This window comes from Desulfurispirillum alkaliphilum (genome assembly GCF_055378285.1).
In genome coordinates, this window is record NZ_AP042405.1 from 665,849 (window position 1) to 678,497 (window position 12,649).

16 protein-coding genes and 1 tRNA gene are annotated in these 12,649 nt (G+C 55.0%); 6 read left to right on the top strand and 11 right to left on the bottom strand.

Annotated elements, in window-relative coordinates; genetic code table 11:
• Positions 1-80 precede the first annotated feature (80 nt).
• The 10 genes from ACZ46I_RS03215 to ACZ46I_RS03260 all read right to left on the bottom strand — a co-directional run bounded on the left by ACZ46I_RS03215 (position 81) and on the right by ACZ46I_RS03260 (position 5,749).
• Entirely contained in the window at positions 81-482 is a 402-nt protein-coding gene (locus ACZ46I_RS03215; RefSeq protein WP_464281413.1) for a DUF1622 domain-containing protein, read from the bottom strand.
• A gap of 12 nt (positions 483-494) precedes the next feature.
• Positions 495-878 (bottom strand): lactoylglutathione lyase, encoded by a 384-nt coding sequence (gloA, locus tag ACZ46I_RS03220; protein WP_013504795.1) that lies wholly within the window; start codon positions 876-878, stop codon positions 495-497.
• 103 nt (positions 879-981) lie between these two features.
• Positions 982-2,025, bottom strand: a complete 1,044-nt coding sequence (gene mtnA, locus ACZ46I_RS03225; RefSeq protein ID WP_464281414.1) for an S-methyl-5-thioribose-1-phosphate isomerase — start codon at positions 2,023-2,025, stop codon at positions 982-984.
• The gene (locus ACZ46I_RS03230) at positions 2,022-2,300 is read right to left on the bottom strand and encodes a DUF167 domain-containing protein (RefSeq protein WP_013504793.1); all 279 of its coding nucleotides are present in this window, start codon (positions 2,298-2,300) and stop codon (positions 2,022-2,024) included. The genes mtnA and ACZ46I_RS03230 overlap by 4 nt, the downstream gene beginning before the upstream one ends.
• Positions 2,287-3,024, bottom strand: a complete 738-nt coding sequence (locus ACZ46I_RS03235; protein WP_464281415.1) for a DivIVA domain-containing protein — start codon at positions 3,022-3,024, stop codon at positions 2,287-2,289. The genes ACZ46I_RS03230 and ACZ46I_RS03235 overlap by 14 nt, the downstream gene beginning before the upstream one ends.
• A 15-nt stretch (positions 3,025-3,039) precedes the next feature.
• A complete protein-coding gene (locus ACZ46I_RS03240) occupies positions 3,040-3,297 on the bottom strand; it encodes a YggT family protein (RefSeq protein WP_156787997.1) in 258 nt (85 codons plus the stop codon).
• Positions 3,298-3,316: 19 nt separating this feature from the next.
• The gene (gene proC, locus ACZ46I_RS03245; RefSeq protein WP_464281416.1) at positions 3,317-4,138 is read right to left on the bottom strand and encodes a pyrroline-5-carboxylate reductase; all 822 of its coding nucleotides are present in this window, start codon (positions 4,136-4,138) and stop codon (positions 3,317-3,319) included.
• A gap of 40 nt (positions 4,139-4,178) precedes the next feature.
• The gene (locus tag ACZ46I_RS03250) at positions 4,179-4,847 is read right to left on the bottom strand and encodes a YggS family pyridoxal phosphate-dependent enzyme (RefSeq protein ID WP_464281417.1); all 669 of its coding nucleotides are present in this window, start codon (positions 4,845-4,847) and stop codon (positions 4,179-4,181) included.
• Positions 4,835-5,611, bottom strand: a complete 777-nt coding sequence (locus ACZ46I_RS03255) for a purine nucleoside phosphorylase YfiH/LACC1 family protein (RefSeq protein ID WP_013504788.1) — start codon at positions 5,609-5,611, stop codon at positions 4,835-4,837. The genes ACZ46I_RS03250 and ACZ46I_RS03255 overlap by 13 nt, the downstream gene beginning before the upstream one ends.
• A gap of 52 nt (positions 5,612-5,663) precedes the next feature.
• A tRNA-Leu gene (locus ACZ46I_RS03260) sits at positions 5,664-5,749 on the bottom strand.
• Between the two features lie 186 nt (positions 5,750-5,935).
• Here ACZ46I_RS03260 and ACZ46I_RS03265 point away from each other — a divergent pair.
• From ACZ46I_RS03265 to ACZ46I_RS03275, 3 genes are read left to right on the top strand one after another with little or no spacing between them, the layout of a single operon-like run.
• Positions 5,936-6,685, top strand: coding sequence for a hypothetical protein (locus ACZ46I_RS03265; RefSeq protein WP_226508367.1), 750 nt, complete (start codon positions 5,936-5,938; stop codon positions 6,683-6,685).
• Complete coding sequence (locus ACZ46I_RS03270) at positions 6,682-7,545, top strand: HDOD domain-containing protein (RefSeq protein ID WP_013504786.1); 864 nt, start codon at positions 6,682-6,684, stop codon at positions 7,543-7,545. Before ACZ46I_RS03265 ends, ACZ46I_RS03270 begins: the two co-directional genes overlap by 4 nt.
• Complete coding sequence (locus ACZ46I_RS03275; protein WP_013504785.1) at positions 7,545-8,270, top strand: GAF domain-containing protein; 726 nt, start codon at positions 7,545-7,547, stop codon at positions 8,268-8,270. Before ACZ46I_RS03270 ends, ACZ46I_RS03275 begins: the two co-directional genes overlap by 1 nt.
• A gap of 1,313 nt (positions 8,271-9,583) precedes the next feature.
• Here ACZ46I_RS03275 and ACZ46I_RS03280 read toward each other — a convergent pair.
• Positions 9,584-10,798: an ISL3 family transposase gene (locus ACZ46I_RS03280; protein ID WP_464280675.1), complete on the bottom strand. Its 1,215-nt coding sequence runs from the start codon at positions 10,796-10,798 to the stop codon at positions 9,584-9,586.
• Between the two features lie 179 nt (positions 10,799-10,977).
• Between ACZ46I_RS03280 and ACZ46I_RS03285 the strand changes: the two genes are divergently transcribed.
• The 3 genes from ACZ46I_RS03285 to ACZ46I_RS03295 all read left to right on the top strand — a co-directional run bounded on the left by ACZ46I_RS03285 (position 10,978) and on the right by ACZ46I_RS03295 (position 12,624).
• On the top strand, positions 10,978-11,445 hold the full coding sequence (locus ACZ46I_RS03285) for a protein-export chaperone SecB (protein ID WP_013504783.1): 468 nt from the start codon (positions 10,978-10,980) through the stop codon (positions 11,443-11,445).
• A 56-nt stretch (positions 11,446-11,501) separates the two neighbouring features.
• Complete coding sequence (gene elbB / locus ACZ46I_RS03290; protein ID WP_226508366.1) at positions 11,502-12,164, top strand: isoprenoid biosynthesis glyoxalase ElbB; 663 nt, start codon at positions 11,502-11,504, stop codon at positions 12,162-12,164.
• 64 nt (positions 12,165-12,228) lie between these two features.
• Positions 12,229-12,624, top strand: coding sequence for a secondary thiamine-phosphate synthase enzyme YjbQ (locus ACZ46I_RS03295; RefSeq protein WP_464281418.1), 396 nt, complete (start codon positions 12,229-12,231; stop codon positions 12,622-12,624).
• Positions 12,625-12,649: the final 25 nt, after the last annotated feature.

Consider the following 12,649-nt stretch of genomic DNA (forward strand, 5'->3'; position numbering starts at 1 on the left):
TCACTTCTTATCAACATTAAACACTCAACAGCAACAGCCCTCTGCCGTTTTGCAGAGGGCTGTTGCACTCATACAATCGCCTACTCTTTTGACTGCGCATCACTGCCATTATCGCGATAGCGCTCGTCCAGCTCCTTCATCATCTCCTTATTGCGCTCAATCTCCTTGGCAAGGAAATAGCTCAGGGCGATGCGGATACTGACGATGACCAGCAGAATAATCACACTTTCCATGGTGGGGGCGCCAACGGTCTTAATGATATCGGCACCCACAAAGATATCGAGGCTGAAAATCAGATGTATTCCAAGGCGCTCGCGAATAATGCGCGTTTCATAGGAAAAGCGCTTGAGATCGTGACGCCATACCAGCTCGACCCGCAGAAACTTGATAGTGGCTTCCAGGACGGCCCACAGCACCACGGCGATGCCAATGAAACTGATGATGTAGTAGATGATGTCTTTGATGAGAACGATGGTGTCCATGACCATGGCGGGTTACTTCAGGCCCAGCAGTTCAACTTTGTAGCCATCGGGGTCTTCCACAAAGGCCAGGATGGTGGTGCCGTGCTTCATGGGGCCGGCTTCGCGTATTATTTTGCCGCCTTTGGCGCGGATTTTCTCGCAGGCGGCATACACGTCTTCCACACCGATGGCGATATGGCCAAATCCGCTGCCCATCTCATAGGATGAGGTATCCCAGTTATGGGTCAGTTCCAGGACGGTATTCTCCGCCTCGCTGCCAAATCCCACAAAGGCCAGGGTGAACTTGCCTTCGGGGTAGTCTTCTTTGCGCAGCAGCCGCATACCGAGGATATTCGTGTAGAAGTCCAGGGACTTTTCCAGGTTGCCGACCCGAATCATGGTGTGCAGAAATCGCATGGTTTCCTCCTCATTCATTGCGCGTTCAGGGAAATTTCATGAATATGATACCCAAGTCTGGTCCGGATAACAATTCCGCGCAGCATGAAGAGAGGCTCCGATTTCAGTCGGAGCCAACCAGCTGGGCCAGTGTTTCCCGGTAGGGAGGATATGCCACACCCTTGTCGGTAATAATGGCACTGATAAAGCGAGCAGGGGTTACATCAAATGAGGGGTTTTCCACCTGCACACCCGCTGCGGCGATATGGTGCCCCTGCAGATGGGTGACTTCGGCAGGGTCGCGCTGCTCGATGACAATCTGATCGCCGGAGGCGATCTGCAGATCAATGGTGGAACAGGGAGCGGCGATATACACGGGGATACCGTGCTCTTTGGCGACAATGGCAATGGTGTAGGTTCCGATCTTGTTGGCAGTGTCGCCATTGGCGGCAATGCGATCCGCTCCCACCACCACGGCCTGAATTTTTCCCTGGGCCATCAGGGAGCCCACCATGTTGTCGCACAACAGGGTGACGGGGATATTGTCCTGCAGGAGCTCAAAGGCGGTCAAGCGGGCTCCCTGCAGAAAAGGTCGAGTTTCGGTGGCATAAACCTGAATGCCACGGCCTGCGGATACCGCGCTGCGAATAACGCCCAGGGCGGTGCCATAGCCGGCGGTGGCCAGCGCTCCGGCGTTGCAGTGGGTCAGCACTCCACCACCCGCGGGCAGCAAAGGCGCACCGTACGCTCCCATGCGCCGGTTCGATTCCACGTCATCGGCGTGTATGCGCAGCGCTTCCTCCAGAAGCGCCTGTCGCCATATTTGCGGATCTGCGGTCATATGGCGTTCACTGACGCGTCGCATCTTTTCTATGGCCCAGAAGAGGTTGACCGCCGTTGGGCGTGAAGCGGCCAGCAGGGCAAAAACCTGCTCCATGGTATGGCTGATGCTCTCCTGGTTCTTGAGCGCCTCCAGGGCGCCCAGGTAAACACCATAGGCTGCGGCCACGCCGATGGCGGGTGCTCCGCGTACGACCATGGTGGTGATGGCGTCAGCCACTTCCCGGTGGGTTCGACAGGGGATATACGCAATTTCATGGGGCAGGATACGCTGATCGAGGAGGTGCAGTTCGCTGGAGGAAGAGTCAAAACGCAGGGTTTCCGTCATGGCAGTACCTTTTCGAGGATGGCGGGCTCAACACCAAGCAAAGCAATGACCTTGCGGCGGCTCTGCTGGCCCTGGACTATGGATATGCGGGATTTGGGGATACTCAGAAGCCGGGAGAAAAATTCGATTACCTGCTGATTGGCTGCACCATCAACGGGAGGGGCGTTCAGGCGCAGCTTCAGTTGTCCATCAGCTTCCCGCAGCAGTTCGGTTCGCGAGCTGCGGGGTTGCACTTTCAGTTGCAGGGTCAGTGACGGGCCATCACCTTTTTTCATTCTCTCCGTCTCGCAGGGAGCGCAGGAAGCGATCCAGCTCTTCTTCGCTGTATTCGCCTTCATCGGAAGCGGAGATGGGATTGGAAGGGGTTTCACTGGCGGGCGGATCGTAAACGGCAGTCTGCTCCAGTTCTTCCAGGGCCTCAATGGCGTCAATGGCTTCCAGGGCGCGGTCGAGATCGGCCGAGAGGTCGTCAGGCAGTACGTCTTCGTCCTGGGCTTTTGCCGCCGACAGATCGCTGTCCACCAAGGCAAAGCGGGTTTCATCTTCCAGGGAGGTCTCGGTTTTTGTCTCCGTACACAGGCGCTTGAACTTCGACTCCATCTGCTCGGTAAAGACCACGCCGGAGTTAAAGACAAACTTCAGCTCCTTGAGGGCGCTGCTGTAGCGGTTCATCATCTCGTGGAGGCCCTGTTCCATAAACTGGCGCTTTTGCTCAATTTCATCGCGCAGTTTTTTCTGGAGCTGGCTGGCTTCCTGGAGAATGGCTTTCTTGTGTTCTTCAGCTTCTTTTTTTGCGTTATCCGAGAAGCGCTGGGCCTGGAAAAGGGTGGATTTCAGCATTTTCTCGTCGCCGACAATGGCGTCGAGACGTTCCTGAAGCTCTTTGTTCTGCTGGCTCAACTGAATGATCTTCTCCTGGAGGTCGGTGATGTAAGCTTCCACCTGCTCCTTGTCGTACCCCCGGAACGAGGTTTCAAATTCAGGAATTGCTGGTTCCATATGCCAATCCTCCACTTAGTACATTCGGAAAGAGCCCAGAATGAGGTTCTCCAGGAAACGTATGAGAATAAACACCACAATGGGTGAAAGATCGACGCCGCCAAGGGGCGGGATTATGCGCCTGAACGGCTCCAGCACCGGCTCGGTTATGCGATAGATAAACTGCACCACGGGATTATAGGGGTCGGGATTGATCCACGACATGAACACCCGCGCGATGAGAATCCAGGTATATATATTGATAACAAAACTGATGGTACTGACCAAGGTCATCAAAAAGCTTCCGCCAACACTACCCATTATAAACCTCTCCCAAGAGTTTTGCCTTGTCGTATGCCGCAGCCACTGCTTCGGCAAACGCCCCGCGTACCGCGGCCATTTCCAGGGCACAGATACCTTCTATAGTGGTTCCCCCCGGACTGCAAACTTTTTCGCGCAGCACCGCCGGATGCTCGCCCGTCTGCAGAATCATGGAGCCGGTTCCAAGAAGTGTCTGGGCCGCCAGGACCTGGGCCACGGAGCGGCTGAGCCCCAGGCGTACGCCAGCGTCGGCCAGAGCTTCAGTCACCAGGCAGATATAGGCCGGTCCACCGCCGGAAAGGGCGGTGACGACATCAAGCTGCTTTTCTTCCAGTTCAAAGGCAACTCCCACCGCCTCAAAAAGTTCCTGAACTTCCCGGCGCCTGGACTCACTCAGGGTACTGTCAACACAGTAACCAGTGGCACCGGCTCCCACCAGGGCAGGCGTATTGGGCATGGCCCGCACCACCTTGCGGCCGGGCAAATGCCGCTGCAGCACTGCCATGGGAATGCCAGCGGCCACCGAGATCAGGATATGTTCTTCTGAGCTCAGCAGGCCATGCAGTTTTTCGCAGACAGCTGCTATCTGCGCCGGTTTCACGCAGAGCAGGAGTATGCGGCAGGCATTCATATCGGCCAGGTCATTCGTGGTCGCGATGCCTGGAAAAGCCTGAGCGAGGGCTTCCAGGCGCCTGGGATCGATGTCGCAGCAGAGTACCTGCTGCGGCTGCGTCGCAGATTTCTGCAGAATTCCACGCACAAAGGCTTCTGCCATATTTCCGGAGCCGATAAACCCGTATTGATACTGATACACATGCTCTCCTTACAGCCTCCTGGCAGCGGGGAAACTGTCGTTATCCGCGCTGGCCAAAGATAGCTGATCCTATTCTTACCAGAGTACTGCCCTCACGGACAGCCAGGCTATAGTCATCACTCATGCCCATGGACAGTTCGCCGCCCAGACCGGGAAACTCCTCCTGCATGCGCTGTCGCAGCTGCCTCATCTGACGGAAGTACAGGGTCGCGTCTTCGGAGGCAGGGGGAATGCACATCAGGCCATGCACCGCAATATGGGGGAACGAGCGCAGCTGGCCGATAAATCCACTGAGGTCTGCGGGCTTCACTCCACCCTTCTGGGGTTCGTCGCCGATATTCACCTGCACCAGACAGCCCTGCACCAGCTTCAGGCTGGCAGCCTGTTTTTCCACAGCTTCTGCCAGGGAGAGGCGATCAAGGGAGTGAATCAGGTGCGCTTTGCCCACCACGTCCCGCGCTTTGCGGCTTTGCAGCTGGCCCACGAAGTGCCAGCGAATGTCCCGGGGAAGCTCCCGCACTTTCTGCAGAAATTCCGGCAGTCGATTTTCACCAAAATCGCGACACCCTGCACCATAGGCCTCCAAAACTGCGGAGGCCGGAAACGTTTTGGATACGGCCACCAGCACCGGAGATTCCTGCCCGGCCTGCTGGCTCAGGGCGTGGATTTCGGCACAGATACGGGTGTAGTGAAGGGCTATTTCATCCATATAAACGCAAGCTCCCTTCCGGTATCGGAGCACCGTCGGTAGGAGAAGTATCCCGCACAGCATTTGGTACACTCTGCGGCAATATCTATATTGCCTGATAAAAAGCCCAACGACGACAATTGTAATACGGCAACTTTCCATAAATCAAGCAAAGAGTTACCATTTTGCCACTGCACCGCCCCCCCGTAACCACTGGCCGAGAATTTTTCCGCCAGATCCTGACCCACTTCGTAACAATTCCCACAGATCGACGGCCCGAGGAAGGCTTTACAGGCCGGGGCATACACCTGGGGCCATTGGCGGCTCACCTCCCCGAAGCAAGCTGCCAGAATATTGCCGAGCGCGCCTTTCCAGCCAGCATGCACTGCGGCCACGGCAATCAGCTGGTCGCTCTGGTCACGCAGTTCCAGAAGAATGGGCATGCAGTCGGCCGTCAGCACTCCAATGGCAACACCGGGCTGATCGGTCCAGAGGGCGTCAGCTTCAATGACTTCACCCTCAAGGGGCGCGCCAACATAGGCACTATGAATGCCATGCACCTGCAGCGGAAGGGAGATCGCAGCGATACCCAGAGAGCCCAGCAGGCCATCCCAGTTGCGCTGAACCGCTGATGGATCATCGCCAACACGCCACGACAGGTTCCCCCGGCCATAGGCACCAGAACTGAATCCGTTTCGGGCAGTGGTAAACCCGTGACTGATATCGGATGAGGCAAGAGAAGAAAAGAGTATTTCCACAGGCGAGTGGGAGGAGCGAAGGTACACCGATAATCCTTATGGGAAGAGCAATTATTGCGGTGAGAAAAAAGAGAAAAAGTGGTGGGGCTGGGGAGACTCGAACTCCCACGGCTTGTGGCCGCTGCCACCTGAAGACAGTGCGTCTACCAATTCCGCCACAGCCCCGAATTTGAATGCCTGACATATATAGGCAAATCGCCACGGGATGTCAATAGACGAATTCGGCAAATACAAGAAAATTGTCGAGGCGCACGGGGAGTGAATTCTCGCAGCGACTTTTCAATATTCCCTGTGATTTCTCATTCTTCATATGGTAACTTAAGGGATTAGGATGAATGAAAGAGGCTTCCCATGGGTACTGTGCGAAAACTCCTGTTCCCCATAGTCTTTTTTGGCGTATTACTGTACGCACTGTTTCATCTGATGACCCATGAATCCTTCCGACTGTACCGTGAAGGAATGGAGCACTACCGCCAGGGGGACTATCGTCAGGCCCACCAGCTTTTTGTACAGGCAGTGGACTCCTACCGCTACAATCAAAAGGCGCTGCTGATGCAGCGCAACTCCCGTTTTGCCCTGATGACGCTGGAAGTGGCGGAAACCATAGAGGATTTCCTGGAGAAATCCGACGCCGCCATAGCGGAAAAGGACTTTGACCGGGTGGAGCGACTTCTGGAGTCGGCGCTGCTGGCAATCGTCGAAGTCCGCAAAAGGGAACTTGGCGATCTGCCTCGCATTGACGCTCTGGAACAGCAGATATATCGCAAGCGCGACCATGCACGGGCCCTGGCCCGCCAGCACTATATCCAACAGGCACAGTCCTATGCCCGCGCCGGAGAGCTGCGCCTGGCGTACTCGTACTCTGAAAAAATTCGGCCCGTCGACCATGAGGTCCAGATGCTGCAGTCACGGCTTGCCATGGAAATCGCCCGCAGGGATATCACCCTGCTGCTGACGGAAAGTGAGCAGAACATCGCGGCCCACCAGGTGCGCTTTATCCTCTTCTGGCTCAACAAGGTACACCCGGACTCGGTGCACTTTAACGAAGCAACACGGCTGAAGCAGAATATCGAGAAACTTTTACAGGAGAGTACTCCATGAGTCGTATCGTCCAGCTTCTTGACTCCACAGAATCCTTTCCCAGCCCCTCAGGTGTCATCGCAGAAGTCGTGGAAACCCTGAACGACGACAATGTCAATTTCGAGAAAATCGCGCGTTCAATTTCCATGGACCCGACCCTGAGCGGGCGCATTCTCGGTATGGCCAACAGCGCCTACTACGCCCGCGGCAAGGAGTGCAGCAGTGTACAGAACGCGATCATGCGCATCGGTATGGACTCCCTGAGCGGTCTGGTTCTGGGCGCTTTTGCCGCACAGCTTGGCGAGCGCTCCAACATGGCCCAGCAGCACCTGAGCCAGTTCTGGCGTCACAGCCTCTGCGTGGCCATACTCAGCAAGACCATTGCCAGGGACAGCCGCCTGCCCCACAGTGAACTTGCCTATGTCACCGGCATCCTGCATAACATCGGCAGCCTCGCCATGCAGGTGCTTGATGACAGCAGCTACGGCGCCCTGGAGCTGAAAGTCCGTGCCGGCAGCGCCCTGAAGGAAGCGGAAGAAGAGCTGTATGGAGTGGATCACTGGAATCTCGGCCACCATATCGCCATGCGCTGGAAACTTCCCAAACCCATCTGCGCCGCCATTGAAAACCACCACCGGGTTGACCACATGGACAGCCAGGATCCATATCGCGGATTGTCAGCCATTGTGGCCATGGGCGATATCCTCTCCAGGCACGTGTTCGCAGAAGAGCCCATTATAACCTTGGCACCGCATTCCGAATCCTATACAGTATTGGTGCAGGAAATTACGGGAACCACTGAAGAGAAGATACAGGAAGTGCTGCACAAAACATCTGCTCTCCAGGAAGAAATCTCATCACTGGTATCGGAGCTGCTCTAATGGAAATGCAACAGGTTACCTCACTGATCGACGATGTACTGAAAGGCCGCAAAACCCGCAAGGATCTGGATGAAGTTGCAGATCACGGGTTCCGCAGCGCGCTGCAGAAGATATCCTTCCTGGTGCTGGAAAAGCAGATTGCCTACCGCTCCCTCAATGACCTGCGCATCAATTACGATAAAATCATCAACGCGCTCTCCTGCGCCATAGTCCTGCTGCAAAGTGACCGCAACTTTCCCACCAAGGAAGATGCCGCCAGGCACGCCCTTGAGGTCGTTGCCCTGGAGATGCCCTTCCATAATATGGCCCTTTTCCTCTGCAACGAGGACTCGCTGGAAATGATCTCCAGCTATAATCGCGAGCACCAGAAGATAAGTCTTCCGGGCAAGGATACCGAACCCGTGACTTTCGCCATGGGCGAAGGTCTGACCGGCTGGGTTGCCCAGCACCGTGAAACCGCCCTGCTTGGTGATGTCACACGGGACACGCGTTTCACCGCTAAGGATGCGCTGGGTACTCCCATCAATTCACTTATCTGCACTCCACTCATCTGCCGCAAGGAGCTGCTGGGGGTTCTGTGCTTCTCCCATCATATCAAGGGCTTCTTCCATGAACACGATATCCGCATCTTTGAAACCCTCGGCGAATTCATGGCCTACTACCTCTACCACAACGTACTCATCTACAATGCCCAATCCAGCCCCGGGGAAGACACAGGCAACTGAATAACCCAAGGTGCCAGGTTGCCCGCGAACAAGGAGCAAGGGCGCTTCCCCTGCGCTTGCGGCAATGAGGCACCGCGGGCAAAGCCACAGATGAGTGATTTCCAGAGTTCGCCAATGCTGGATCGCTTTACCCTCAAGTTTCGCATCTTGTTGTCTTAGGTTAAGGTGTTATTATTCTGACATTTATATCGCGGAAACCGTATTGATTTTGAATGCTTGACTTATCTGGTATTCCACTTTTTGTTTCCGGATATTGTCCTTTTTGACCGCGCAAAAAGGACCCAAAAACGCGCCCCCCGAACGCCCGTTTTTCCGGCTCGTTTGCTCGCCTGTTCTGGAGATCCGGCAGCAGGCTGCTCAAAGAGGCCCATCTGCTGCGTTGCAGGGCATCGCTCGTCACTGCGACGTACAGGGAAGTACGCCTCCTTTCTCGCTTTGCCCGCGCCTTGCACCTGGGCCTCTTTGCGTTGCCTGACCCCTGCATCCCTGCAGTGCTGCCGGACCACTCACTTCCTGTGAGTGTCCCTTCGGGTCTTGCCAGCCAGGCGTCGCACTCACCGGACGGGCTCAGGGGGGAACGGCCTGCTTCTGTCTTTCCCCCGTGGGCTGGCCCAGCCAGAACGCACCGACTGGAACGCTATGGACCCGCAGGGTTGCCGCCACGAGGGCGGCAACCGCAAACCAAAAGCCACGGAGGGCGGTTGTTTGCGGTCCCCAGTTCCAGGCAAGCGGACGGCTGAAAAGGACAGCACTGGGGGTCGCTTTTACGCCACTTTTGGCGACCCAAAAGTGGCAAAAGAAACTCATAAACAGGGTGAGGGCAATGTCAAGCGACGCAGTCTGTGCAGAACCATTTCCTCCATTCCAACATAGTGCCAGGATCGGCACAGTCAACCTGTCGTTTCGGGAGTGCGAAACTTCAGTTTACCGTAAAGCTACATGTATCTGGAGTTGCCACTAACACCCCAAGGCTATCAACATGTTATCAACAGGCACTTGGTAACAAAACACGGGAGAACCTGGAGAGCGTATTCGGCACGGGCAAAAAGTCACAGGCATATTCCATCGGGAAACTGCCACCCTGAGGCGCCACTGCCGCACCCACGCTAACCTCCATTAAATAAAGAAGATAAACAGCGGGCATTCTCAAGAAATACGCAAAAGTGTCCGTTGAAGTTACGACCTCCCAAGAACACCCGATGGAGCAGCCACCCTAACTCACCTGCCCACTGACCCTTGGAGCATCGACTTCTTCCCCTCAAAACAATGAAAACATCAACAGTTTTTCCACAACACCCCAACGCCTTTTCGGTTCATCCGGTTAAAGCGTACTTTGAATTATGGAGGGCCTTTATTCTGAGCTCGAAGAATTCCATATCTCTGTATCCATAGGCTTGCCTTTTGAGGGTATCAATTTTGTTGTTGATCCCCTCAAGTGGTCCTGTTGATATGGGGTGATCATACCAGTTCAGGATTCCCTCTCGGTGCTTCTCCAGCGTTTTGGCCATTTTCTTCAACCCTTTGATGGCTGATGCCTGAGCCCTGTTGATCCAGTCATCGAGGAATACCGTGGCAGCTACCTTGTCAGTTTGTTGCCATATCTGGCGGAGATCTTCTTTCATATAGTAGGCAACCGCCAATGGTCGATTGGCCTGCAGGGCAAGTTCAAGGCGTTCATGATCGCTGGTTTGCTCGCCAATGCTCTGCGGATTTTTGAGAAGCATCCAGCGAGTGCCTTTGAGAATGCTCTTGTCATGCTGACTTGTGAGCTCATGGTACAGCTCGCGGCGAATATCGGTAAGGCGTTCATTCATAAGCTTGACGACATGGAAACGATCAAACACCAACGCAGCAGATGGAAGGTGTTCGAGCACTGCCGACCGGTAAGCCGGACTCATGTCAGCAGCAACGGCTTTGATAGATGACTTGCGACGACCAAGGCGTTTCCAGAAACCATCAAGCGCTTCTGCCTGTTTGCCTGCTCCAACGTATACGACCCTGGCTGAACCAAGGTCAATGACGAGAGTAATGAAGCCATGTTTGCGTCCGGTGTATTTCTCATCAATGGCGATATACTCAAGCCCAGCAAGTGAAGGGCTACTATAGTGATGATGCAGATACCGCTTGAAAATGGACTTGACCAGGTCCCAGCCTATACCAAGAAGCCGTGCTACATCAATGAGGCTCATAGCTTGGGCAAGGGAGACCACATACCGAGCAAATGCATGGGTGTAGGAACACCGTGGAGAGGCTATTTTCAGACTCACCCGCCTGACGCTACCGCACTGAAGGCACTGGATGCGTGGAACGTGGACGTGCAACCAAGTGGACTTGATCCCCAAAGGCAAACCTCGTAACCGACGAATGCTACTGCCTCGCAATATGACAGAACGGCCAAGGCACGCAGGGCAGCGAATCAGCTTTTTACGGGGCCGGACATGGAAATTGATGGTATTGCCGCGATACTGTGTACGGATGTAATCGTAGCCAGCAAGGCCGTAGGCATGGTAAAGAACACTGGTGGGCATGGTGCTTCTCCCGGAATTATTTGGTTGTAATCCCGATAAATGGCACCATGCTCACTTTTTTGTCAATGTATCCTCAATACGGAAGAGCCGCCTTTTCACTGTACATTTTTTATGGTTTTCGTATAGGCTGTCACAGAAAATCAACTGACCAGAATCGCCATACGGTCAAAGGAGAGAACATGAGCGGAATCGGTGCCGTACACTTGCTGGGAACCATGCTGGAGGGAGTCCATTACCGGACCCGTCCGCGCTACGCCCTCAAGGATGTCAAAGGGCAGCAGGATATGCAGATGAACATCAACACCAAGTACACCCGTCTGGATGACGAGAAATACAAGGTCACCCTGATCACCGCCCTGGTGTTTGCCGAGGAGAAAACTGCCCCCTTTGTCATGGAAGTCGTACTTTCCGGCATTTTCGCCCTGAAGGATGACTTTGACGAAGAGGATCGTGAAATTATCCTCAACGTGAACTGCCCATCAATCCTCTTTCCGTACAGCCGCGAATGTGTGGCAAACCTCAGCATGCGCAGCGAATACGGCGCCATAACCCTGCCCAGCGTCAACTTCATGGAGCTGTACCAGGCAAAAAAAAATCGCCCGGCAGAGGCACCGAAGCAGCCCTCCGATGAGGAAACCACCAGCTGAAGCCCAGAATCATCGATAATCGTAACCCCTGCTGAAAGCCCGAAAAGGAGGTAAACATGTCCACAAAAAAGGTATGCGTTATTCTTGCTGGCTGCGGAGTTTTTGATGGTGCTGAGATCTACGAATCTGTCTTCACCCTGCTGGCCCTGGAAAAGGCCGGGGCAATCGTCACCTGCGTGGCACCGGATGTGGCCCAGATGCACGTCATCAACCATGCCACCGGTGAAGTGGCTGCCGGTGAAACACGCAATGTCTTCGTGGAATCGGCCCGGGTGGCGCGCGGCAATATCACTCCCATCGCCGATGTCAAGGGCAGCGACTTTGACGCCATCATTATGCCAGGTGGATTCGGTGTGGCCAAGAATCTCTCCACCTTCGCGACACAGGGCGCTGAGTGCAGCGTACATCCTGAAGTGGAGCGGGTCCTGAAAGAAGCGTACTCCGCCAAAAAAGTGCTGGGAGCCATCTGCATAGCGCCAGCTGTTGTCGCCAGGGTTTTCGGCGACAATAATGTGAAACTTACTATAGGCAGCGATAGCGCCACGGCTGAACAGATCAGCAGAACCGGTGCGAATCACATAGAGGCACGGGTAACTGACGTGGTCGTTGACAATGAACACCGCATCGTCACGACCCCCGCCTACATGCTGGGGCAGAGGATGTCTGAAGTGAAATCGGGCATCGACAAGCTGGTACAGAACGTCCTCGAGTTGGCATAACCCCCCGTTTCACGATTCCCCCCTTGAGCCGGAAGCCTTTTCCGGCTCTTTTTTTGAGGTCACCATGCACGTCCTGACACTCCACTCCCACGAACGCACCCAGTTCATTGAAATTACCGGCTCTCTCCACGAGGCTGTGCGGGAAAACGGCTGGAAAGATGGAATTCTCCTCGCTTTCACGCCCCACACCACGGCGGCTCTGACCATCAACGAAAATGCCGACCCCGATGTCGCGGTAGACCTGCAACACTTCCTCAAGAGCAGAATTCCTGCTGATCCTTCCTTCAGGCATATGGAAGGCAACTCCGACGCCCACATCAAATCAAGCCTGCTGGGCTGCTCCGCGCAGATGATCGTCGCCAGAGGAGCTCTGCAGCTTGGAACCTGGCAGGGTCTCTACTTCTGCGAATTTGACGGCCCGCGCCAGCGTCAGGTCTATCTGCAATTCTGTCCCGCCTGAATTCGCCTTCTTTTGACGTAGCTCA